At 38.0% G+C, this 22,691-nt stretch carries 24 protein-coding genes and 1 riboswitch; of the genes, 2 read left to right on the top strand and 22 right to left on the bottom strand.

Features of this window, described 5'->3' with window-relative positions; all coding sequences use genetic code 11:
• Nucleotides 1-125: 125 nt before the first annotated feature.
• The 16 genes from FXW34_RS09915 to FXW34_RS09990 form a co-directional block, all read right to left on the bottom strand.
• Complete coding sequence (locus FXW34_RS09915; protein WP_147533827.1) at nucleotides 126-1,295, bottom strand: hypothetical protein; 1,170 nt, start codon at nucleotides 1,293-1,295, stop codon at nucleotides 126-128.
• Nucleotides 1,288-1,821, bottom strand: coding sequence for an RNA polymerase sigma factor SigX (gene sigX, locus FXW34_RS09920; RefSeq protein WP_147533828.1), 534 nt, complete (start codon nucleotides 1,819-1,821; stop codon nucleotides 1,288-1,290). The genes FXW34_RS09915 and sigX overlap by 8 nt, the downstream gene beginning before the upstream one ends.
• Nucleotides 1,822-2,154: 333 nt before the next feature.
• Nucleotides 2,155-3,945, bottom strand: coding sequence for an ATP-binding protein (locus tag FXW34_RS09925; protein WP_147533829.1), 1,791 nt, complete (start codon nucleotides 3,943-3,945; stop codon nucleotides 2,155-2,157).
• Nucleotides 3,942-4,658, bottom strand: coding sequence for a response regulator (locus FXW34_RS09930; RefSeq protein WP_147533830.1), 717 nt, complete (start codon nucleotides 4,656-4,658; stop codon nucleotides 3,942-3,944). Before FXW34_RS09930 ends, FXW34_RS09925 begins: the two co-directional genes overlap by 4 nt.
• Before the next feature lie 271 nt (nucleotides 4,659-4,929).
• The gene (ccsB, locus tag FXW34_RS09935; protein WP_147533831.1) at nucleotides 4,930-6,114 is read right to left on the bottom strand and encodes a c-type cytochrome biogenesis protein CcsB; all 1,185 of its coding nucleotides are present in this window, start codon (nucleotides 6,112-6,114) and stop codon (nucleotides 4,930-4,932) included.
• A gap of 32 nt (nucleotides 6,115-6,146) precedes the next feature.
• Nucleotides 6,147-7,775, bottom strand: coding sequence for a cytochrome c biogenesis ResB family protein (locus tag FXW34_RS09940; RefSeq protein ID WP_147533832.1), 1,629 nt, complete (start codon nucleotides 7,773-7,775; stop codon nucleotides 6,147-6,149).
• A gap of 20 nt (nucleotides 7,776-7,795) precedes the next feature.
• Complete coding sequence (gene resA, locus FXW34_RS09945) at nucleotides 7,796-8,320, bottom strand: thiol-disulfide oxidoreductase ResA (RefSeq protein ID WP_147533833.1); 525 nt, start codon at nucleotides 8,318-8,320, stop codon at nucleotides 7,796-7,798.
• 101 nt (nucleotides 8,321-8,421) lie between these two features.
• On the bottom strand, nucleotides 8,422-9,150 hold the full coding sequence (locus tag FXW34_RS09950) for a pseudouridine synthase (protein WP_147533834.1): 729 nt from the start codon (nucleotides 9,148-9,150) through the stop codon (nucleotides 8,422-8,424).
• A 201-nt stretch (nucleotides 9,151-9,351) separates the two neighbouring features.
• Nucleotides 9,352-9,888 carry a spore maturation protein gene (locus tag FXW34_RS09955; protein WP_147533835.1) on the bottom strand — a complete coding sequence of 179 codons (537 nt, stop codon included), beginning with the start codon at nucleotides 9,886-9,888 and terminating at the stop codon, nucleotides 9,352-9,354.
• A gap of 1 nt (nucleotide 9,889) precedes the next feature.
• Entirely contained in the window at nucleotides 9,890-10,483 is a 594-nt protein-coding gene (locus FXW34_RS09960; protein ID WP_147533836.1) for a nucleoside recognition domain-containing protein, read from the bottom strand.
• Entirely contained in the window at nucleotides 10,476-11,624 is a 1,149-nt protein-coding gene (locus tag FXW34_RS09965; protein WP_147533837.1) for a D-alanyl-D-alanine carboxypeptidase family protein, read from the bottom strand. The genes FXW34_RS09960 and FXW34_RS09965 overlap by 8 nt, the downstream gene beginning before the upstream one ends.
• A gap of 593 nt (nucleotides 11,625-12,217) precedes the next feature.
• Nucleotides 12,218-13,108 (bottom strand): superoxide dismutase, encoded by an 891-nt coding sequence (locus tag FXW34_RS09970; RefSeq protein ID WP_147533838.1) that lies wholly within the window; start codon nucleotides 13,106-13,108, stop codon nucleotides 12,218-12,220.
• Nucleotides 13,109-13,248: 140 nt separating this feature from the next.
• A complete protein-coding gene (locus tag FXW34_RS09975) occupies nucleotides 13,249-13,737 on the bottom strand; it encodes a YpuI family protein (RefSeq protein ID WP_147533839.1) in 489 nt (162 codons plus the stop codon).
• Nucleotides 13,738-13,762: 25 nt separating this feature from the next.
• Nucleotides 13,763-14,182 (bottom strand): hypothetical protein, encoded by a 420-nt coding sequence (locus tag FXW34_RS09980; RefSeq protein WP_147533840.1) that lies wholly within the window; start codon nucleotides 14,180-14,182, stop codon nucleotides 13,763-13,765.
• A 122-nt stretch (nucleotides 14,183-14,304) separates the two neighbouring features.
• Nucleotides 14,305-14,892: an SMC-Scp complex subunit ScpB gene (gene scpB / locus FXW34_RS09985; protein WP_147533841.1), complete on the bottom strand. Its 588-nt coding sequence runs from the start codon at nucleotides 14,890-14,892 to the stop codon at nucleotides 14,305-14,307.
• A gap of 7 nt (nucleotides 14,893-14,899) precedes the next feature.
• Nucleotides 14,900-15,646, bottom strand: a complete 747-nt coding sequence (locus FXW34_RS09990; RefSeq protein WP_147533959.1) for a segregation/condensation protein A — start codon at nucleotides 15,644-15,646, stop codon at nucleotides 14,900-14,902.
• Nucleotides 15,647-15,851: 205 nt separating this feature from the next.
• On the opposite strand from FXW34_RS09990, the gene FXW34_RS09995 reads away from it, so the two are divergent.
• Nucleotides 15,852-15,941, top strand: a complete 90-nt coding sequence (locus tag FXW34_RS09995; RefSeq protein ID WP_147533842.1) for a YjcZ family sporulation protein — start codon at nucleotides 15,852-15,854, stop codon at nucleotides 15,939-15,941.
• A gap of 407 nt (nucleotides 15,942-16,348) precedes the next feature.
• Complete coding sequence (locus tag FXW34_RS10000; protein ID WP_147533843.1) at nucleotides 16,349-16,885, top strand: DUF309 domain-containing protein; 537 nt, start codon at nucleotides 16,349-16,351, stop codon at nucleotides 16,883-16,885.
• Here FXW34_RS10000 and FXW34_RS10005 read toward each other — a convergent pair.
• The 6 genes from FXW34_RS10005 to FXW34_RS10030 all read right to left on the bottom strand — a co-directional run bounded on the left by FXW34_RS10005 (nucleotide 16,882) and on the right by FXW34_RS10030 (nucleotide 22,629).
• Nucleotides 16,882-17,247, bottom strand: coding sequence for a GNAT family N-acetyltransferase (locus FXW34_RS10005; protein ID WP_147533844.1), 366 nt, complete (start codon nucleotides 17,245-17,247; stop codon nucleotides 16,882-16,884). The genes FXW34_RS10000 and FXW34_RS10005 overlap by 4 nt on opposite strands.
• A gap of 440 nt (nucleotides 17,248-17,687) precedes the next feature.
• Nucleotides 17,688-18,010, bottom strand: a riboswitch (cyclic di-AMP (ydaO/yuaA leader).
• A gap of 77 nt (nucleotides 18,011-18,087) precedes the next feature.
• Nucleotides 18,088-19,407, bottom strand: coding sequence for a diaminopimelate decarboxylase (gene lysA / locus FXW34_RS10010; RefSeq protein ID WP_147533845.1), 1,320 nt, complete (start codon nucleotides 19,405-19,407; stop codon nucleotides 18,088-18,090).
• A 121-nt stretch (nucleotides 19,408-19,528) separates the two neighbouring features.
• Nucleotides 19,529-21,010: a spore germination protein gene (locus FXW34_RS10015; protein WP_147533846.1), complete on the bottom strand. Its 1,482-nt coding sequence runs from the start codon at nucleotides 21,008-21,010 to the stop codon at nucleotides 19,529-19,531.
• Nucleotides 20,964-21,575: a stage V sporulation protein SpoVABEA gene (gene spoVAEA / locus FXW34_RS10020; RefSeq protein WP_147533847.1), complete on the bottom strand. Its 612-nt coding sequence runs from the start codon at nucleotides 21,573-21,575 to the stop codon at nucleotides 20,964-20,966. Before spoVAEA ends, FXW34_RS10015 begins: the two co-directional genes overlap by 47 nt.
• A 24-nt stretch (nucleotides 21,576-21,599) precedes the next feature.
• Nucleotides 21,600-22,019 (bottom strand): stage V sporulation protein AB, encoded by a 420-nt coding sequence (locus FXW34_RS10025; RefSeq protein ID WP_147533848.1) that lies wholly within the window; start codon nucleotides 22,017-22,019, stop codon nucleotides 21,600-21,602.
• Nucleotides 22,009-22,629 carry a stage V sporulation protein AA gene (locus FXW34_RS10030; RefSeq protein WP_147533849.1) on the bottom strand — a complete coding sequence of 207 codons (621 nt, stop codon included), beginning with the start codon at nucleotides 22,627-22,629 and terminating at the stop codon, nucleotides 22,009-22,011. The genes FXW34_RS10025 and FXW34_RS10030 overlap by 11 nt, the downstream gene beginning before the upstream one ends.
• Between the last annotated feature and the right edge of the window lie 62 nt (nucleotides 22,630-22,691).

Here is a 22,691-nt window from a genome sequence, read left to right on the forward strand (position 1 = left end):
ACCATAGTGTTTTGACTATAGTAATCTAGAACACCTTGTTATTATTTGGTGAAATTTCACTTTTTTATGCACCTATTTTTTTATAAAAAAATAGACTGGTCAATGTGACCAGTCTTGGAAATTCTTTAGTTTAGCACAAATTTATTTGGTGCAATTGGAACTTCAATGGGTTGGTTGGTCGGGAATTGCCCGATTGTAGACGTTTTATCATGCTTAAATTCTACAGTTGTATAACCGAATTCCTTTGCAGATAAGAGGATTGCTTCAACGGCAAAGTTAATTATCTCAGTTTGTGGAATCTCGGTTGGATTGCCTAGTTCAACCGTGACATGTTCTTTCATAATGGATACCTTTTCAATAACCAGTTCATTCGGAATAGAAGCCGTAAGACCCAGTTTTGGTTCGTCATCTTTCATAAGGGTTAAGGCATCATCGAACGTCGCAACGATCTCCTGTACTTGTACAAGCATTGGCTGAGATCTATTTTCCACATAGAGCAGCAAATAGGGCTTTCGAACTGCTCTTTTCTCGTTTACGTTAATTTGGTCTATGGTGTTGTTTCCTACCACGATTCCGGGCTTATTGTCGGTTGAAAATGTTATTGTATTCACATCGTCTCGTTGACGAAATGAGGTTATGATAGCATTTTGGAAAATTAACTCAGCAGTTAAGTCCTTTCCATATGAGTGATTGGGCAAAAGATTAATATGAACCTTTTTTTCGACACTATCAAAAGAGAGATTTCCATTTAAAGGATAATATTCACTTAATCCCCAGGCTTCCTCTGTTAATTTTGGCATATTGTCAACAAATTGTTCAAACCATCTATTTGAATCATCTTTATCCACAAGAATACTAATTGGAACAACATTTAATCCATGTCTATCTGGAATCCCGTATGTTAACAATTCTTTACCATTTAATTCTTCCTTATAAACAGATATTCTGGTCGGCTCTGTTTGCATCATTGTATCGAACTGTTCTTGAGAACTGTTTTCATCGACCAATTTATTATTTGCTTGTTCTTCAGTGTTCATATCTTCTCTTTTTGTCTCTTGAAATGAGTCTTGTTTCACCTGATCTTCATATTGGAAAAGATTTGGTATTAAAGAGATAAATAAAATAATTGCAGCTGCACTGGCGAGCGCTGGTATAAATTTACCCACTCGTTTCTTCTTATTTAGCTTCAGAGAAATAGCTTGATAAAGATCCTCGGGATTCTGATTATCGTTGATTTTTGGCATTTCTCGAAGCAAGTCTTCGAGCTGCTTGTCCTTCCAATCCATCTTACTCACGAACGAATCCCTCCTTTTCAGCTACATCAACCATATATTTCTTCAAGGCTTTTAGGGCTCGATGCTGGGTCGTTTTCACTTTACTTTCAGTCCACTGAAGGATCGCTGCTGTTTCAGCAATAGATAAATCTTGAAGGTAACGCATCACTAAAACCAGTCTTTGATCAATTGTGCAATGTTTTAGACACCGATACATTAGCTGAAGCTCTTCCCTATGTAAAGCTATTTCTTCAGGGAGTGGCTCATAATCCTTCACTTGGATGGCTGCACCATCAAAGGATGATAGAATCCATTGCTTCCAGCCTTTTTGTTTTCTGAAATGGTCAATTGCAACATTTTTAGCGATTGAAAACAACCATGTCTTTTCACTGCTCTTTCCTTCAAACCGATGGTAGGATCTTAATACTCTAATATAAACCTCTTGGACGAGGTCCTCTGCTTGCTCTCGATTTCTAACCATATAAAATAAAAATTGGAATACGTCGTGATGGTATTTTGAATATAAATTTTCGAAAACGGAGTCCAATCCATAATCCCCTCCCCGTTTAAATAATTAGTCGCCATAATAAGATAAAAAGTTACACCATTAACTATAGGTTGATTCAAAAAAAAAGGGAAGGTTTTTTGATACATTGTCACTTTTCAAAAACAAAGCGCAAGCGCCTTGCTCAGGGGCGACAGGCACAAGGCGAGCCCCTAGGCGCTGGAGATGGACAAATTTAACGTTGCAAGAGTTATCAACAACGCAAAATTGTATAATTACTTAAACATGAAAAAACCTATCCAAATATGAATAGGTTCTTCAAAAAGCTATAGATTGTTTCCCGTGTATCAAGAACAATCGGCATATTATCACATATTAATCGATATTTCGAGGCAGAAAAATCGAAAACATCGTTCCGTATCCATGTTTGCTTTGCACGGAAATTTGACCCTTATGAGCGCTAATAATATTCTTAGCAATCGCCAAACCTAAGCCCGTTCCAGAACGTCCTCTTGTTCTTGCTTTATCTGCTTTATAAAACCGCTCAAAAACAAATGGTAGGTCTTCGTCAGGTATTCCTGAACCAGTATCACGAACTTCAGCAAAGAAACCTCGCTCATCGCTTTTTTCGATTACCGTAACAGAGCCTCCACTAGGAGTATGTCGAATGGCATTGTCAATTAAATTGGTCAATACTTGTTCGAAACGATCTGCATCAATCTCAACTATTACATCTTCATTTTTCACTTCAACAGTAATGGCAACGTCTTTTTCTTTCGCCAGGCCTTGGAATTTCCGAATAATTCTATCAATATACGGTTTAAATTCAATCGGCTCTACATTGAGTTGTATATGACCGGCTTCCATTCGCGCTAAGTCTAACAATTCATTAACCAGACGCCCCATCCTTAAGGACTCATCATATATAACCTTTGCAAATTCCTTCTTTTCCTCGTCAGAACCCGCAATATCATCTACAATCGCTTCACTATAGCCCTGCATCATTGATATTGGCGTTCGAAGCTCATGTGATACATTGGCAATAAAGTCTTGACGAAGCTTATCGAGACGGCGCTCCTCGGTCATATCTCGAATGACTGCAACTGCACCGCGAATGAATTTATTATTATATAACGGACTGACGATAATTACCCATGATAAGTCTTGAACAGTAACCTCGCCAATTTGTTCTTTCTCCGTATTAACGGCGAGCTGGAACAACTCCATGACTTCTGAAGGTACAGCTTCGATGTTTGAATTTGATTCATTTTGATCATAATACCAATTTTGCAAAAACAGCTCTGCTGGCGGATTCGTGATAAGGATCGTTCCATCACGGTTAAATGTAATTACCCCATCAGCCATAGAGCTTAGAATGCTTGCTAACTGTTCCTTTTCCTGACTGAGGGCATTCATATTGAATTTTAATTGCCTTCCCATTTGGTTAAAGGCTGTTGCCAATTCACCAATTTCATCATGGGATAGGATTGGGATCTTTGTATCAAACTTGCCTCTAGCAACCTCAAAAGCTGCCTCCCGCATTTTTCGTAATTGTGCAGTAATACGTGTTGAAAGGAAAAAGGCAAAAATGGTTGTTAAAATGATTGCTACACCCGCAGCTAGTAGAATAAATTTAGTTGTAGTTTGGGTGGTATCCTGCATAACTTTTAACGGTTGATAAATGAATACGGCTCCATTTTCTCCAGATTGCGTTAAAAATGGTACACCTATTACGAGAATTTGCGATTCATCCTCGGTGCGATCTGGATTTTTTTGTTTTGCGGATATTTGTTTAACAACTTCTTCGTTTTGAAAAACCTTTGAGAAATCTTTATCAGTCATCAGAAAGGATACAGATAGCCGCTCATTCTTCTCCGTATTAGGAGAGAAGTAATAATGATTAGAGTCAAGAATCACCACTGCGCTTGACACCTTATCTACTAACTCCAATGCAATATCCAGTCCGACATCCTGATTAATTTCATCATGATTTTCTAAAATTCTTGCCATTTGTGTTGCGGTGTTCGTCAATCCTTTTTCAGTCTCATTTGTATGATAAAAATCAAAGTACTCAAGTAACATAACTGTTAGTATGAATAGTACAAAGGAAACAAGAAAAAGAATAGTAAACCAAAGTTTTCCTACGACACTACGCCAGAACATCATTCATTGATAACCTCGAATTTGTAGCCGACTCCCCATACTGTTACAATCATTCTTGCTGCCTGTTCAGATACTTTATTTAATTTTTCACGTAAACGCTTTACATGAGTATCAACAGTTCGTAGGTCACCGAAGAACTCATAGTGCCAAACTTCTTTAAGTAATTGTTCACGATCAAATACCTTATCAGGAGATTTTGCAAGGAAATACAGTAATTCATATTCTTTTGGAGTTAAGCTGACTTCCTTTCCATCCGCAGTTACACGATGGGCATCATTATCAATGGTTAAATGAGGAAAAACGATAACATCCTTCGTTGTTGTCTCAGTTTGTAAATAACTAGTCTGAGAAGAACGGCGCAATAACGCTTTTACACGTAATACGACTTCACGAGGGCTAAATGGTTTCACGATGTAATCATCGGTGCCAACTTCGAACCCTTGGACGCGGTTTACCTCTTCACCTTTTGCTGTCAACATAATAACTGGAGTAGATTTTTTGTCTCGTAATTCGCGACATACTTCAATTCCGTCCTTGCCAGGCATCATTAAATCAAGCAAAATGACATCATAGTCATTGGCGATTGCTTTTGCAAGGGCTTCATTTCCGTCCTCTGCTTCATCAATTATGTATTCTTCCCGCTCAAGATACATTTTTAATAAGCGGCGGATTCTTTCTTCATCATCTACTACTAAAATTTTAACGTCTTTGTCCATGTATTAAGTCCCCCTCGCAGATATTTTACAGAATAGGTGTTTAACTTTACTGTGAACTTTCTAACATTATTGTGAACACGGAAATTTCCAGAATATTTAGCATGTAGGTAACACACAATGAATAATATATTTTTTATTGTTTGTCATTCTGGTGAATATTAAACACATTGAAAAAGGTCAGAATCTGCGGACAATATCTCATGATGGACTATTCATTGTTGTCGATATTGTTTATATGCAGGATCTGACCTATAATATTATTCTTTTTTGCTTATTGTGCGTATGAATGTAAACCAGCAATAACAAGATTAACAACAACTAGATTGAACATGATAATGATAAAACCTACTACCGAAAGCCATGCAGATTTTTCACCATGCCACCCTTTTGATAATCGCAAATGTAAAAATGCTGCATAAAATAACCAAGTAATAAGCGCCCAAACCTCTTTAGGGTCCCAGCCCCAAAATCTTGTCCAGGCAATTTGCGCCCAAATCATTGCAAATATTAGCGCACCAAGTGTAAAGACTGGAAATCCGATTAGTACTGAACGGTAGCCAATTTCATCAACCAAATCTAAATTAATATTCTTTGTTAACGGCTGTAATACAGCGGAAATTCTTTTTCTTAAAATCACTCGTAGTACCCCGTATAATACCAGGCCAATTCCAAGTGACCAAATGATGGTGTTTAATTTTTTTGCATTAATAATCGCTGGCACTTCAACGATTGGTTCAAAAACGTCCTTAGTTACTAGTTCTCCTTGGTGAGGACCTATAATTGCTGGAACTCCATAGGTGATTTCAGCTGGATTATCACTTTTGTCAACATAAGTAAAGTTTGCTTCGTAATCCAGAGTAACAAAAGTTGAAGTTACAAGTACGAACGCAAGTGTACTTACCACACCAAACATTACCATTTCTAACCAAAATGTACTTTTACTACTTTTTGTCTGGTCAACTGCCTTGAGTAAATAAATAATCCCCGCGACGAAGCTTATCGCTAATATAGCTTGTCCCATAGCAGCAGTTGTAACATGGATATGAAGCCAATAGCTTTGTAATGAAGGAATTAACGGTGTAATTTCTCGATTAAACATTGCAGCATATGCAATCAATAAAACTGCTACAGGCATCGCGAATAATCCTAATACTGGCGTTTTATAAACAAAATAAATGACGATAAACGCTCCTACTAGTGACATACCAAAGAATGTCGTAAACTCGAATAAGTTACTGACAGGCGCATGTCCTGCTGCTATCCATCGTAAAATAAAATATCCTAGTTGAGCAATAAAACCGGCAATAGTAACAGCAATCCCAATTTTAGCCCAATTATTGATATTCCCTTCGTGGTTTAACCCCTTTTTTTGCTTAATTGAACCGCCAAAAAAAACAATGGCAATAATATAAAGAATAAATGCTGCAAACAGCAAATTTCCACTTGCATTTACCACTTTCGTTCCCCCTTATTCGTTGCTTCCCATCCTTATTTTGCTTGATCTTTTTCAGCCTGATCAAGCGGTTCACGAATTTCTGTATCTTTTATTACATGTTGGATATCTCGCTTTAATCCGAACCAATTTTTATTTGTATGGGCTGCAACCCAAACTTCTCCATTGTTTCGTCGGACCCAGATTCGACGATGTTGCCAATAGGCTCCTTGAGCAACACCTACCATAAAGATGATCCCACCTAAAATAATGATAGGTATAGTTAAATCCTTACGAACCGTTAATGCCGACACATTTTTAGTCTCTATCCCCAAAAATTGCATTTTATATTGATTCTCACCTAATGGTTCAATCGTTTGTCTTATTGCAACAAAACTCGTTTCTCCTTCTGGATTTTCAGGAGTTTTCATTGTAAAAACAAATGCTGGATTGTTTGGTATTCTAGATTTTGTTGATGGTTCACCATTTTCATCAAACTGAAAATCTGGGAAATAGCTAAGAATCTCAACAGAATATCCATTTCCAAGCTCATAGGCTTCCTTTGGATTGTATAAATCGATTGCAACAGTACCAAATTCCTCATTTGAGTCTTTTTTCGTTAGCTGAAAGGTCATTTTATTTAATTCATCTAACTTATAATCCACTTGATATAGAGCAAATGAATCAAACTTTAAAGGATGATTTACGCGAATCTCGTAATCTTTCACCTTTTTTAAGTTATGGCTTTCACCGGCGACACTATCGCCTTCCTTTTGGTAAAGAGTAACGTTTGATTGATAATTTTTTGCCATACCGCCGCCTGTCATATCAATCGCGTTATCAAAGACTTCCTTCTCTTTCCCCTTCTCGTATGTTTCTAATTTGAATTGATTATTTTTGATATAGTACTCACCATTCGTTTCTGGAATTACCTTTGTTTCTCCTTCACGAACCCATAGTACTTTATCAATATACATCCCAGGGACAAATCTCAGCATTCCACCTATTAAGAAAATGATTAGGCCAACATGATTTACATATGGACCCCATCTTGAAAAACGCCCCTTTTCAGCAAGGATATTTCCATTTTCCTCACGTACTTTATAGCGCTTCGCTTTTAGATTTTCCTTGACCTTATCGAGTGCTAAAGCTTCATTTTCAACGATGCTTGTACCAAAAAGACGCTGACGCTTAATAAAGCCCTCATTTCTAGTTACGCGCTGTGCCTTTAATGCACGATACAATGGCACGACACGGTCTAAGCTACAAATGACTAACGATACCCCAATTGAGGCGATTAATATTAAATACCACCACGAGCTATACAAATTATGAAAACCTAATAAATAATACCATTTACCAAGTGTGCCATATTGATCTTGATAATACTCTTCAGCAGGCATCACTGGAGGAATATACATTTCCTGTGGAAAAATAGTTCCTACACCTGAAGCAATCAAAGTGATGACAATAAGCCAAACCCCTACTTTAACTGATGAAAAAAAGTTCCAAATTTTATCAATTATCGTTTTATTATAGGTTTGTGACCGGCGCGCACTACCTTCATAGCGCATATCAACTAAACCTTGTATGTTCTCCTCTTCCACAAGTACCTTCCCACATGCTTCACATAGAACTGTACCGTGCGGATTGACGTGACCACATTCGCACTTTACATCAATCATGTTTCCATACTCCCCGCAATTTATGGCTTAATTTTTTCCATAAAGCTTTTAATCTTTGCCTCCGTTAATTCTCCCGTATACGAATCGATAACATTTCCATTCTTATCTATTAGAAATGTCACCGGCAGTGGATTAACACTATATGCTTGCATAACTTGACTATCTTTATCAATGACTATTGGAAATTCGAGCTTATGACGCTGTGCAAATTTTTGAACAGCTAAATCAGATTCACCAACATTAACAGCAATAACCTGAACACCTTGGTCCTTATATTGCATGAACTGATTATTGATAAACGGCATCTCCTTCTCACATGGCTTACACCAAGTACCCCAGAAATTCAAAAACACCCCTTGACCTTTATAATCGGAAAGTTGATGCTTTTCCCCATTTAAGTCAACAAGCGAAAAATCAGGTGCTTCTTTGCCTTTTTCCACTGTCTTATTTTCGTCTTTCGTAAAGTTTGCATATAATGTATAAGCAATCGCCGCTCCCAAGATGAGCAAGATTACTGTACGCATGACCAACCGCTGCTTTTTCATTCGTACTCCCCTCCATTGTACTAAATTAAAGCAATTTTCATTAAATTATAACACTTTCCAACATTAAGATATTGTTAACACAATGTTCAACTATGACACTTTTATGAACTTTTACTTGTCGCCATCACCCTAATTTGTTTTACTTCATGAGGTGTTAATTCCCTCATATCCCCAGCTGAAAGTCCAGCTAATGTTAAAAAGCCATAACGTTCACGTTTAAGCTTTATGACCGGGCATCCAATCGCCTCAAGCATCCTCCTGACTTGGCGATTTCTGCCTTCATGAATCGAAATTTCAATGACTGCTGTTTGTTTCCGTTTATCAAAAGAAAGCATCTTCACTTTTGCTGGTGCAGTTTTACCATCTTCTAGTTGAATTCCTCTCTGTAACGCCTTAATATTCTCACGCGTTGGAATTCCCTTGGTTTTGGCAACATAAACTTTGTCTATTTCATTACTTGGATGCATAAGCAAATTTGCAAATTCACCATCATTCGTAAGCAATAGCAGACCTGAAGTATCATAATCTAATCTTCCAACAGGGTAGACCCTTTGTTTAATGACTGGGAGAAAATCGGTAACCACCTTTCTGCCCTTTTCATCCTGGACACTCGAGATGACTCCCCGTGGTTTATAAAAAAGAAAGTAAACCGGCTCTTCGCGTTCAAGCGGTATCCCTTCAACTTCTACCCGATCTGAAGGAGATACTTTAATTCCAAGCTCTTTCACGACTTTTCCATTTACGGTCACTTTTCCATCTAGAATGATTTGTTCAGCCTTTCTTCGTGATGCAATTCCTGCATGGGCAATAACTTTTTGCAAGCGTTCCATAAAATGCCACCTCAAATTCTAAGTAAATCGAAGCATAAAAACTCCAATTCTATCCCTTGAATTATGACATAAAATCGTCAAATTTCAAAGTAACCTAGCTTTATTTGTAGAAGAAATACAAAAAAAGAATAATGCTGTCGAATTTTTAAAAGGAAACAAAAATAACCCAGCCTTCATCCAGCTGGGTCATACGATAGAATATTATTTTGTACCAAAAACAAAAGCAACAACGACAATGGAGATAATGATTCCCACTACATCTGCCAACAGTCCGACTTTTAGGGCATCTCCCATTTTCTTTATGCCGACCGCACCAAAGTAAACGGTCAATACATAAAACGTTGTGTCTGTACTTCCCTGCAGGACTGAGGCTAAGCGGCCAACAAACGAATCCGGACCATAGGTAGCTATTAAATCGCTCGTCATTCCTAGTGCTGCTGTACCTGATATCGGTCGTATGATGGATAAAGGAATGATTTCTGATGGTATTCCAAGTGCATTTACCCATGGTCCCATTAGTTTCATAAAATAATCAAGGGCACCTGATGCCCGAAAGACTGTAATAGCCACAAGCATTCCCACTAAATAAGGGATAATTGAAACAGCAATCTTAATTCCTTCCTTTCCACCCTCAACAAAGCTTTCATAGGTTGGAACTTTTTTAATTGTCCCATAAATTAGTATTGAGCCAATTAATATTGGTATTAGCCATAGCGAAATCATCGAAATCATTGCCATATTAGTCTCTTCCTTTACGACTTCTTCGAGAGTGAAAATATCGATCGATGATAATAGCGGCAATTGCCGATAATGTAGTAACAATCAACGTAGGTCCGACTATTTCAGTGGGTGAATCAGAATGGTAATTCATTCTAATCGCAATGACCGTCGTCGGAATAATCGTAATGCTGGCTGTATTAATTGCTAAAAAAGTAATCATCGAACGGCTGGCATAATCTTTATCGCCATTAAGTTTCTTCAACTGTTCCATTGCCTTTATACCTAACGGAGTTGCAGCATTTCCCAATCCAAACATATTCGCTATCATATTGGATAAAATATAGCCCATTGCCGGATGGTTTGCCGGCACTTCAGGAAACAGTCTAACGATTAACGGACGAAATAATCCTGTCAATTTTGCGAGAAGCCCTGAATCATCAGCTATTCGCATTATACCTAACCAAAATACTAGGATGCTGATTAACCCAATACATAACGTTACAGCTTCTTTTGCACCATTAAAAATAGCTTCATTCACTTCTTTTATCGTCCCGTTCACCATTGCAAAAACAAGTCCAATTATGGTCATTCCGACCCAAATATAATTAACCATCTGAGTTCACGCCTGTTATAAGCTGTAAAGCATTTTTGAAATAGTCCCAAACTGATGTTTTTTTCTTTTCAATATGCTTATAATATATCGATACTTGTTCAATTTTCTCATCACCAAAATATACAATGGCTTTCCCAACTACATTGGGGACTTTTTCTTGATCTTTCCAGTCCCGTTTAGGCTTGACCAGTTTATACTCAACCCTAAATTTGTCTTGCTCCTCACTCGTTACTGGATATACTACTCCGGATTTAATATAAATCCGCTTACGATAAAAATCATCCTTGACATCCTTAACGGAACCTGGAGTAATGACCTCAGCCAAATCATATTTATTAAACGCAGATTCATACATAAAAATGTGATCATTCCAATCATCACCGGCATTTAAAGTTACAGCAATTAAATCCAAATCACCTTTTGTAGCCGTCGTCACCAGTGTTCTTTTTGCTAATTTCGTATACCCCGTTTTCCCACCAGTGGTGTATTTATATTTTTCTGTTAGTAGTCTATTTTTGTTCTTCCAAACTCTGTCCCATTTTTCAGTCGGATTTGGCGCTCGGTGGACCTTTGTTCCAGCAATTTTTTGATATGTAGAATTCATCATTGCGTATTTTGTTAAAATCGCCATATCATAGGCTGTTGAATAATGTTCCTTTGAATCATCCAAACCATGCGGATTGGCAAAATGTGATTTTGTCATGCCAATTTCTTCTGCTTTTTGGTTCATTAAATAAACAAACCCTTCCAAGCTTCCGCCAACATGCTCAGCTATCGCCACTGCAGCGTCATTGCCTGAACGTAGCATTAGGCCGTAAACGAGATCCTCTAATTTTACTTTTTCTCCTAATTTCAAATAAATAGATGAACCTTCCGCTCGCACTGCTCGGTTACTTACAGTAACTGTTTCATCTAATTTTCCTGATTCAATGGCTAGTATCGCAGTCATAATTTTTGTAATGCTGGCAATTCTCCGCACTTCAAAGGCATTTTTTTGAAACAATATTCTACCTGAGTTCTGTTCAATTAAAACTGCATTTCTCGCGCTTATTGAACCTTTTGCATGTACAATAGGAGCAATATTTATGACAATGAAGGAAATGATGAAAATTAAGAGCAAAAGCTTAGAAATCTTTTTCATTTAATAAACCTCGTCTCCTTTTGGGGTTTGTACAAGTTTATGCGAGTAAAAAGCCATTATGACAAGAACTGGATGGATGTTACAGGTTGATTTTCGCTTGGAACGCATTAACAATAATAAAAAGAAAGAGGCTTGGACATAAGTATTCAGTTAAAAAAAATCGAACTATGATGCGAAATTCAAACTCTGAATTTCCCAATAGTTCGATTTTTTTATTTTAATTCCTTTTTACAAAAACTCTACCCTGAAATAACTGTGAATTACATTGATGTGCAAATTTTGGCATGTGGGTCTGTTAACCCGAATGTTTATTTCCTTGTGTTTGAAAATAAGCGGAAGAATTCCACTTATTTTAGGAGATGCCCATATTTCCTTAATAATAACAGGAGTTTTTCCGCTTATTTCATAAATATCACTGGATTTTGTCTTTTTGGGAGGTGTTAAGCGGAAATTATACTCTTATTTCACCACAATTAGCCCCCCTTACATACAATAACGGGATTTTCTCCGCTTATTTATTCATATACCTACATAAAAATCATTCGTTTTTAATAGCGGATAATTTAGTTCTGTCCCAGCTTCCGACCTCATGTTTAAAACGGTCGCCATTTTAGTTGACTAGCTTCGTCAAATCTTTTTTCGACATCCTTCCAATTCACTACAGACCACCAGTTTTTCACATATTCCGCGCGATCGTTCTTATACTGTGGATAATAGGCGTGTTCCCAAACATCGAGAACTAGGAGAGGAATCGTATCCCATTGAGTTAAATTATTATGTTTTTCTGTTTGTAGGATTTCAAGATGACGTGCTCGAGGAGACCAAACAAGAAGCGCCCAGCCACTTCCCTCTACTTCCTTTGCAGCCTCGCTAAAGTGCTTTTTAAACGCTTCAAAACTGCCAAAATAGGATTGTATCTTTGAGAGTAATCTCCCAGCTGGCTGTCCGCCACCTTTAGGCTTCATATTGTTCCAAAAAATCGTGTGCAAATAGTGACCTGAACCATGAAAAGAAAGTTCTCTAGACCAATGCTTCACTAAAGAATAATCATGTGATTCACGAGCCTTTTTTAACATTTTTTCAGCTTTGTTTAATCCATCTACGTAAGAGCGATGATGCTTATCATGATGAAGCTGCATGATTTCCTTAGAAATAAAAGGCTCCAATGCATCATAGGCATATGGAAGTGGAGGTAAGGTATGACCCCCAATAGCTACTTCCGGTTCCTTCATCCATACAGTTCCTATATTTTGCCTTTCCGTAAAATAACGTTCTAATTCATCATTTAATGCTTCAACCTGTGACTGGATTGTTGCTAATTGAAGCTGCGAAGGATCAGTCGATACTCCTTCTAGTACTTCACTAAAATGGTCTAGCTTTTTCCATATTTCCTCATTTTTATCAACCTGTTCAGATTCCAAAAATTGTAACAACTCCTGGTTCCATCCCATTACATCCCTCACATAGCCTTCAAAGTTTGCCATCCAAGTTCCTCCCATTTCCTTCGTATCATTTCTAGCCTATGAAAGACGGATGAAGAAATGACTAAGATTTGGAAGGATTCGCCTACCAAATTCGTTTTAAAAAAAATAAAGAGTGACCTGTTACGGCCACTCCCTTTTGTTTAATTTGATTGTATCATTTTTGTACGGTAATCTGTTTCATAGTATTGAAGCTCTTCCCTCACTCTTTGAAACTCACCCTCAAGGCCTGCAAGAAGCTTGGTGATATTCTCTGGAGCCTCTTGGCGAAGCTTGATCGAATTTTTTCCTGTATATGCAGAACGGCTATCCTCGAACCAAGCGTCATTTTTTGGCGAGAAAAATTCCTCGATACATTGGTGGTAGATTCTGTAAAGAGTTTTCTCAGCAGCCGCTTTTGGGAAAGCATCTGTATGTAAAATCACCTTACAAGAATCAAGACATTCATCACAATAAACAAGCAGCTTTCTAATATTTGCTAATAGAAGCTTATAATATTCTTGATTGCCAGGCTTTTTTTCCAAAAGATTTGACAATGTATTTTCATTTAAAAATTCCTCAAATTCAGCAATTGATTTAGCTAAAAAGTACCGAACATCTTCGATTTGGGCTTTGACTATCGTATTTCCCATTATTTTTCCCCCATTTGGTTAAGTTCTATTGAGGTTGAACAATAAATTCAGATAAAGATTGAAGTTCATACCCCTGATTACTGTTAAGTTTTTGGAAAATCTCAGGTAGTTTCGAAAAATCGATCCCTTCAAAATAAGAAGCGAACTCAGCTTGTTTATTTATGTAAATACGCTTCCGATCCCGTAAACCTGGGTTTTTGATTAAGCATACAAGAGCAACAATATCCTTAAACGTTACCTCTCCTGTACCATTCTGAAACACTATCTTATCTGTGTAAGGGGTAAATTCATTGATTTGATCATCAAAGTACCGAACATATAATACATGCAGCGTTTTTTCTTCTCCATTTTCCACATATACTACTTCACTACGATTAAAAAAATCCTCTGAAGTATTGGGCTTTTCTTTTTCTAACTCATAGCCTTTGCATAGTTTTACAAGCAAAACTATTCCCTCCTCCGGACAAATCCAAAACCGCCAATAAAAAAAATGCATAAAAAACCTTTGGTAAGTAAGTTAAAGACAATTTCATTTTACCATATCGCCCTGAAAATGTGTCAGAAAAGTTACGAATCAATCGCCTCTTGAAATTTATCAAAAAATAAATCTGCTTCCTCCTGAACAAATTCCTCATCGACTTTATCTGGTAAAGGTGGGAGCTCGTCTATACTTCGTAATCCGAAATAATCAAGAAACTCTTTTGTTGTACCGTAAAGGATTGCTCGTCCCGTTCCTTCAGCACGTCCTACCTCCTTAATTAACGCTTTCGCTGCGAGGGTATGTATCGGACGTTCTGTCTTCACTCCACGTATTTCCTCAATCTCCACCCGAGTAATAGGTTGCTTATAAGCTATGATTGCTAGTGTTTCAAGCGCTGCTTGCGAAAGATGAGTTGTTCCAGGTGCTTCGACCAGCTTTTTTAAATAATCGGCATTTGCTTTTTTTGTCGCCAATTGATATGTACCCGCTAACTGAACAACAGAAATACCTCTTGACTCATTTTGTGTATATTCTTGTTTCATTTCATTTAACAATTCTTGTGCTCTTTCTCCGGTAATTTCCAGAACCTCTGCCAATTGTTTAACAGTAAGTCCTTCATCACCAGCAGCAAACAGCAAGCTTTCTACTATACCTTTAAGTTGATTCTTTTCCAAACATGGTTCACTCCTTCACAGCGGACACAAAAATATCTGCAAAATTTTGCTCCTGTTCCACGTGAATTTCTTTTCGTTTCATTAATTCTAATATAGCCAAAAATGTTACGACAATATGCCCTCGCTCCGGATAAGGAAATAAATCAAAGAAATTTTTCCTACCAGTCACGGTTTTTAGCTCTACGAGAATTTCTTTCATCCGGGTTTGAATCGGTATTTCTTGCTTAGTAATTTTTGTTGGCAATGGCTTCTGAAGTTTCTTCCTTCTTAATAGCTTTTGAAACGCACCTAACATATCGTACAAAGTGACATTTAATTCGCTTGTATCTTGTTTAACACTTCCAGCTAAATCAGATAGATCACTTGGTGCTTTCGTATAAATCATACTCCGCTCTTCCTCTAACGATTTTAAGTCCTGTGCAGCTTCCTTGTATTTGCGATATTCAATTAGCCTTTCCACCAACTCATCACGTGGGTCCTGTTCTAATTCAATTTCAAAGCCCTCATCATCTAGTTCATCCTCATACTTAGGCAAAAGCATTTTACTCTTAATAGCTAACAATGTCGCAGCCATGACGAGAAATTCACTCGCTACATCCAATTGAAGTTCATTCATCGTATGAATGTACAATAAATATTGTTCCGTTATTTCTGAAACAGGGATATCATAAATATCAATTTCCAATGTATTAATAAGATGAAGGAGCAGATCAAGAGGGCCCTCAAAAGCGTCAATTTTTACACTATATTGCATGTCATTCACCAAAATTCTCTCATATAAGTTTTTCCATATTCATGAAAACACTATTTCTAGTATAGAGGATGCTGGAAATGAATCCAATATAATTTTAAACGTGTAGATTTTTGTTAACAAAATGATGACAAACGCCCAAACCTAAAACCAAATTCCACATATGATGCAATGTAATAAGTTACATCATGAAAGAGGAGGAATGGATATGTCAGGCGGACATAATTATGGCGGTGGCTTTGCATTAATCGTAGTCCTATTCATCTTATTAATCATTGTAGGTGCATCCTGGTTTTAAGAAAAGCGGAAGCGGCTGCCCAGGGGCGACAGGCATAAGACGAGCCGGCATGAAGGTTGTTCTTTAACCTTCTTGACGGATTGGCTTATGACCCCGAGCCCCTAGCCGCTGGAGCTGGACAATAAGAAAAGCGGAAGCGACCGGTTAGCGGCGTATGGACTGGAGCACGTCGACTGAGATAAAGGAAACACGAAGAGCGCAAGCGATTCGATGTTGACTAATCGTAGGGAGATGGGCGAAGTCCACTAGACGCTGGTCGCTGGAGCTGGACAATAAGAAAAGCGGAAGCGACCGGTTAATCAAACATCAATACTGACATAGCCTGGCTTGTGATAGCCGGGCTTTATCATTTTTAATCACCTATTGATTTGTGCTAAACTGATAGTAAAATTTCAGGGAGAACTACGATGTACCCAACAGCCTATATACAATACTTAGTTCACTTTCATGGTGATAGAGATTATTTTGAATGCCATGAAATATTAGAAGAATATTGGAAGGAACTAGAAGTCAAAGACAAACAGTCAATTTGGGTAGGCTTCATTTTGCTCGCTGTTTCAAATTACCATTTTCGCAGGCAAAATAAGAATGGTGCAGTACGAACGTTAGCAAAGGCGTTGACCATTTTTCGTGCTGGCGAAACATCACAGCACCAATTAGGGATAGATATGGCTAAATTATTATTGTTATTAGAACAACGCCTCATCGACATACAAAATGATATTCCTTACAAAAGCTTTAATCTACCTATTATCGACAAATCTCTGCTAAAGCTTTGCCTCGATGCTACGCAAGCTTCAGGCTTCATTTGGGGTCAAGATAGCAATCTCAACCAAGTTGATCTAATTGACCGTCATAAACTGCGGGATCGAAGTGATGTTAATCGAGAGCGTCAACTAGCCATTGCCAAAAGAAAGCAAAAAGAAGACAGGGATGCTGATTAGCCCCTGCCTTCTGTATTTTTACATTGATGACATTTGTCAATAAAAGGTGCAGTGACTTCATTCGGAACAAACCCCTTACCTGGGTACAAATCCCTCAGTGCTGCGACCATTTCTTTCCCAATACCATGATGGCGATGAGAAGGATTCACAGATATATGCTGAACCATTAAACAATCTGGCTCGTTCACAATCCCAATTAAACCGATGATATCTTCTTCTTTCCATAAGAAAAGTTGCCAATGTTCATCTAATTCATACTGTTTCATCGTTTGCTGTAACTTCTTCAAATCTTTTTCGGTTGGCATAAAAGACAACAAGCCCATTGCTATTTTCTCAAAAGTTTTCTTATAACGAATTAACATATCGTATCCCTCATTAATTATATAAACATGTCCAGACCACAGTATACACACTACGACAATTCATGCATTTATTTCACTACGTTGACATTATATGTAATAATTTTCATTTGTTGCAAACGAACATCATTGTTTTCATCATACATGCTTCAAAGATTTTCTTCAATGAAAATTTAATTAAAACTTATTCTACACTATTATTTACCAAAATGAAATGGTTCGAGTACATAACAGCACTTCTCTCTTATAACAACTGGGCAAAAATTAAGATTGATAGCTTGATATACTTTTTAAACTTATTATTAACTAAACAGTTGTTTTTAACTGCTTAACCGATATTATTATTTATTAACGATATGCTCCACTGAATTAATGTAAAAAGTCCACAGAGGCATAAAGCATACCCCTGTGGACATAGTTAAGCAATGTCGCACCAGTTGTCACCTTCCTCTCACGTAACGCTGACGAGGTTAGCTGTCGGATTCGGGCCATTGAGTAGCCCTACCAAGAAAAGCGAAAGCGCCTTGCTCAGGGGTGACAAGCATAAGACGAGCCGGCCTAAAGGTCGTTTTTTGACCTTTTGGACGGATTGACTTATGACCTCGAGCCCCTAGGCGCTGTGTCTAGACATATAAAAATCGTTAGCGTCTAGACACTGTAGCTAGACATCCAATTGCCTAGCGCTTTTATTGGATTCACCCCAAGTAAACTGTTAAGTTTACAAATTGGTTCCCCCGCTCCTATAAAGATTAAGCGATTTAAGAATTTGAAACTGATGATTATCATACCCCCGTACATTTGTTTTGTAAAGAGGAGTTTTCTTGAAAAAAGTAATAAAAAGGTTTATATTTTTACACTTGAGTTTAACGGTAAATCGAGTCTAACAAGATCTTGATAAGATTCCCGCTTAACAACTAAAGTTGCCTCTCCATTTTCGACAAACACAACCGGTGGACGTGGAATCCGATTATAGTTATTAGCCATGGAATACCCATATGCTCCTGTACAGAATACAGCCAATAAATCTTGGTTTGTTGTTTTAGGAAGCGGAAGATCCCAAATCAGCATATCCCCTGATTCACAACATTTACCCGCGATGCTCACAGTCTCTTCTGCTTGCTCCAACGGACGATTCGCCAAAACGGCTTCATATTTAGCCTGGTATAATGAAGGTCGAATATTGTCACTCATTCCGCCGTCAACAGCTAAATAATTTCGCACATTTGGAACTTCTTTTCGTGAACCTATTTTATATAGAGTCGTACCCGCATCACCAACTAGTGATCGGCCTGGTTCAATCCATATTTCTGGCATAGTCATTTTAAAAATATCCGCTTGAGTCTTTACTTCAGCAATGATTTTTTCCACGTATTGATGTGGTTCTAATGGTTCATCTTCATTTGTGTAGCGTATTCCGAAACCGCCGCCTAAGTTTAAAACCTGTGGGTTATACTGATGTTCATCGCGCCATTGAGCTAATTTTTCAAATATCTTTTGCGCCGCCAAAATAAAACCGGTCGTTTCAAATATTTGCGACCCGATATGACAATGGATACCAAGCACATTTAGCCATTCCGATTTCATTCCCTGCTTAAGCGCCGTTTCTGCTTGTCCATTTTGTAAATCAAAACCGAATTTAGAGTCCTCTTGGCCGGTTAAAATATAATCATGTGTGTGTGCTTCGATACCAGGTGTTACTCGGATTAATATATTTGCCTTCACTTTTTTCGCTGCACAAAGTTCTGCAAGCAAATCCAACTCATAAAAATTATCGACAACAAAACAACCAATATTCGCATCGAGCGCCATATTAATCTCCTCAACGCTTTTATTGTTGCCGTGAAAATGGATTTTTTCAGGAGGGAATTCAGCACAGAGCGCTGTGTATAACTCTCCTCCAGATACTACATCAAGGGATAATCCCTCTTCTTTTGCCAGCTGCACCATTGCAACGGTAGAAAAGGCTTTACTCGCATATGCTACTTGTGCTGGAACATTGAGTTTGTCGAATGTTTTTTTAAAACCGCGTGCCCGTTTACGGATTAACTCCACATCATAAACATATAATGGTGTCCCGAATTGTTGGGCTAAGTCAATCGTATCGATGCCGCCAATTTCCAAATGTCCTTTTTCGTTTATTTTCGTTGTTCCATGAAAGTACATCCTTTTCCCTCCAAAACAATCTATAAGCAAATAGACAGTTCTGCTAGAGATACTGTCTATTTTCCTCGAATTTAATTATACCAACTTTATCACAATTATCTGGCATCTGTAAATCTTTTTTCTAGGAGTTGGCTGGCTGCTTTTGACGATTTTTCGGATGGACAATGCTCGGTCGAATTTTGTCACCTGGCACGCTAGTTCGAATTAATATCTGCAAGGCCGCCCTTGGATTAAACGGCAAAAATGGCCATAAATATGGGGTTCTGAGTGAACGAATGCTTGTTAAAAATAGTAGATATACTGTTGTCCCAATAACAAAACCCGGTGCATGGAAAATTGCAACAGCAATTAATAAAAGAAGCCGACCTATCTTATTGGCAATACTCAATTCATAACTTGGTGTCGTAAATGTCCCAATTGTCGCAAGTGCAGCATACAGAATGACTTCTGGAACAAAAAGGCCAACATCAATTGCTATTTGACCGATTAATACCGCCGCTATTAAGCCCATTGCTGTTGAAAGTGGGGTCGGTGTATGGATCGCTGCTAGCCTTAAAAATTCTAGCCCGACATCAGCTAAGAAAAGCTGAACGACGATTGGGATATTCGTTTGTTCATTTGGACCAATAAAAGCTAGTTTATCTGGTAAAAGATGAGGTTCAAGAACAAATAGAAACCACAAAGGTAATAGAAACAAGGAAATAAATACTCCTAAAAATCGAACCCACCGAACAAATGTCCCGACAGCTGGAGATTGACGAAACTCTTCCGCATGCTGCATATGGTGAAAATATGTAGTCGGTGTAATCATCACACTTGGAGAGGTATCCACATATACAAGCACATGTCCTTCTAGTAAATGTGTAGCAGCTACGTCAGCCCGTTCTGTATATCTCACAAGCGGATAAGGGTTATATCCTTGTCTCAGTAAAAACTCCTCCACGGCTTTATCTGCCATCGTGAGTCCATCAATTTTAATGGCTTCGATTTCTTTTTTGATGATCGAGACAAGATCATCGTTTGCCACATCTTTAATATATGCGATGGCAATATCCGTTTTTGAGCGTTCGCCAACCTTAATGATTTCAAAGCGAAGTCGCTCGTCGCGGATTCTTCTTCTCGTTAATGCAGTGTTGACAACAATATTTTCAACGAATCCATCCCGTGACCCGCGGACCACTTTTTCAGTGTCAGGTTCCTGAGGAGTCCGACCTGGATAGCTTCGGACATCTACCACGAGCGCCTTTTGTTCACCTTCAACCGTAACGACCATAAGCCCGCTTAACACTTGGTCCACCAATTCATCTAAAGATTCAATCGGCTTAACCGATTGGTGCACGAGTTGATTCTCAATTGTTTCAAACAAATTGGACGACATCTTCTCGTGCTCATTAATTCGAATCAGTTGTTCCATCAACTCGATAATAAAACCTGTGTCACATAGCCCATTCACGTAGTATAAATGAACTTTCTTTCTGACAAGCTTTAACTTTCGAACACCTAGATCAAAGCTCGTTCCTAAACCAATTCTTTCTTTAAAAAAGCTTTCAAGTTCATCAAGTGATTCGGGAATTGGAATCTTTTGCTTCGATTCGGTTGCCATAAAACCCACTCCTTTCCAAAATAATCTCAACCGCTTTCTTTGTAATTGGTGAGCCTCTTTCAAAATGGTCGTGTTGCGCCATTTTCCCTATATCACCTATTCCGACAATCACAGGAACATCTAACTGATCCAAGCAATAAACGGTGTCACCATTTATTCGTCCCATTTCAAGCTCAGCAATCCCGTATTTATCAACACCATAAGGAGTTAAAACTCCTTCACGGTCAATACATACATCAACTTTAGTCCATTCTGTATCCCTCGTTTTAGCAGCAACGGCTACAACGCCTAACACTTGAATATCAGGATGTGTTGCCACATATTTTAAAGCTTCCTCTCCTGCCCCTTCACCAACGTAACCGCTATCATCGAACATAACAAAAACTGGATCATGAGGGGTTTTCTTAATCATCTTTATTATTTCTGGTCCTTTTATAGTAGACGGATTTCCATGCGACATTGAAATACATCTGCCTCCAATTTCTGCCGCCACCCCTTCTACCGACTTTCTCGCATAGTCATCCCCGTCCGTTATGATGATAACTCGTCGCCGCTGATTTTCCATATTCTAGCCCTTCCTTTTCTAGCTTCAATTAACAAAATATATCCAATGAAACAATGAACCAAAAATTTTCCCAAGAACAATCGCCATCATCAACAGCTCAATTCGATCTTCGATACCGATTCGCTTTGCTAAAATGGGAAATACGTTTAATACTTCCGTTAATCCAGCTGCAAGCATTCCTACAAAGATTCCACCGGCCAAACCAAGTGCAATGATAAACACTGGAGACAGAACAAAGACGGGATCTCTCAGACTGCCAAAAGTTCCAACAACAGCACCGATTACAATGGCCCATTCATAATAACGAATCATTTTCATGGTTTTGGAAAGCTGAGTCAAACGAGGTAAAATGCCTAGTACGGTTAAAAATGCAACGAAACCAGCTCCAACGGCTAAACCTCCAGCAAGACTTAAAAACACGACAAAGATAATTTTAATAATCATCGATATGTTTCATACTTTCCTTGTTTTCATGCATAATGACATATTGGTCTATATCCTGCTGATAATTAAACATTTCCACTTCTAGTGGACTTGGCTCCTCGTTGATTCGTTTTCTAAAGAAATGATTAAAGAATAGGATCATACCAAGCCCTAACCCAATTGAATATGGGATTTGAAACAGGAGCGGCTTGATTTCCTTTTTTCCCGTGACCATTGTGTAAAGCTTTTGTTGTACGATTTGCATGCTGACATCCTCATGGAAATTCATAATTGTTAGCGCTGCTCCAAAGAATAATAAAAACCAAATCAATAAAAAGGCTGGCAATGAAAATTTTTTCTTTTTAAAAATAACCTCAACAATGGTTTGTGATGGTCCAATCATTTGCACCTCACAGCCTGGGTAAACGTTTGTAATCCTTTTAATCACTTTCATACCATCAATAATGACAATGTTACGATCTTCATTTTTCACTTGATATATTTCAAGTGTTTTCAGCTTTTCCAATACTTCATCATCAGCGATAATTAGCGCTATATCCTTTAAATAGACTTTATCTTCCTTTCGAACCTGACTGCGGTTCCGCATGCGAATGTAGATTGTTTGGTCCATCCCATTCACTTCCCAAATTCAATGTTTTCTTAATAAGTAGTATTAGTTTGATAATTTTCTTT

Source organism: Bacillus marasmi (assembly GCF_902168435.1).
GTDB lineage: Bacteria > Bacillota > Bacilli > Bacillales > Cytobacillaceae > Bacillus_BU > Bacillus_BU marasmi.

Bases quoted from the DNA above. Each gene is read 5' to 3' on its own strand.
- FXW34_RS09955 (WP_147533835.1), bottom strand. From the start codon at position 9,888: ATGGCAATGATTTCGATGATTTCGCTATGGCTAATACCAATATTAATT.
- FXW34_RS09960 (WP_147533836.1), bottom strand. From the start codon at position 10,483: ATGGTTAATTATATTTGGGTCGGAATGACCATAATTGGACTTGTTTTT.
- FXW34_RS09990 (WP_147533959.1), bottom strand. From the start codon at position 15,646: ATGCAATATAGTGTAAAAATTGACGCTTTTGAGGGCCCTCTTGATCTG.
- FXW34_RS09940 (WP_147533832.1), bottom strand. From the start codon at position 7,775: ATGATTGATGTAAAGTGCGAATGTGGTCACGTCAATCCGCACGGTACA.
- spoVAEA (WP_147533847.1), bottom strand. From the start codon at position 21,575: ATGGAAAATCAGCGGCGACGAGTTATCATCATAACGGACGGGGATGAC.
- FXW34_RS10005 (WP_147533844.1), bottom strand. From the start codon at position 17,247: ATGTTAATTCGTTATAAGAAAACTTTTGAGAAAATAGCAATGGGCTTG.
- FXW34_RS09965 (WP_147533837.1), bottom strand. From the start codon at position 11,624: ATGAAAAAGATTTCTAAGCTTTTGCTCTTAATTTTCATCATTTCCTTC.
- FXW34_RS09950 (WP_147533834.1), bottom strand. From the start codon at position 9,150: ATGGAACGCTTGCAAAAAGTTATTGCCCATGCAGGAATTGCATCACGA.
- lysA (WP_147533845.1), bottom strand. From the start codon at position 19,407: ATGTACTTTCATGGAACAACGAAAATAAACGAAAAAGGACATTTGGAA.
- FXW34_RS09970 (WP_147533838.1), bottom strand. From the start codon at position 13,108: ATGGCAAACTTTGAAGGCTATGTGAGGGATGTAATGGGATGGAACCAG.
- FXW34_RS09925 (WP_147533829.1), bottom strand. From the start codon at position 3,945: ATGATGTTCTGGCGTAGTGTCGTAGGAAAACTTTGGTTTACTATTCTT.
- FXW34_RS10015 (WP_147533846.1), bottom strand. From the start codon at position 21,010: ATGGCAACCGAATCGAAGCAAAAGATTCCAATTCCCGAATCACTTGAT.
- FXW34_RS09995 (WP_147533842.1), top strand. From the start codon at position 15,852: ATGTCAGGCGGACATAATTATGGCGGTGGCTTTGCATTAATCGTAGTC.
- FXW34_RS09975 (WP_147533839.1), bottom strand. From the start codon at position 13,737: ATGGGAAATACGATAGTCAAAGCCCAAATCGAAGATGTTCGGTACTTT.
- FXW34_RS09930 (WP_147533830.1), bottom strand. From the start codon at position 4,658: ATGGACAAAGACGTTAAAATTTTAGTAGTAGATGATGAAGAAAGAATC.
- FXW34_RS10000 (WP_147533843.1), top strand. From the start codon at position 16,349: ATGTACCCAACAGCCTATATACAATACTTAGTTCACTTTCATGGTGAT.
- FXW34_RS10030 (WP_147533849.1), bottom strand. From the start codon at position 22,629: ATGGACCAAACAATCTACATTCGCATGCGGAACCGCAGTCAGGTTCGA.
- FXW34_RS10025 (WP_147533848.1), bottom strand. From the start codon at position 22,019: ATGATTATTAAAATTATCTTTGTCGTGTTTTTAAGTCTTGCTGGAGGT.
- resA (WP_147533833.1), bottom strand. From the start codon at position 8,320: ATGAAAAAGCAGCGGTTGGTCATGCGTACAGTAATCTTGCTCATCTTG.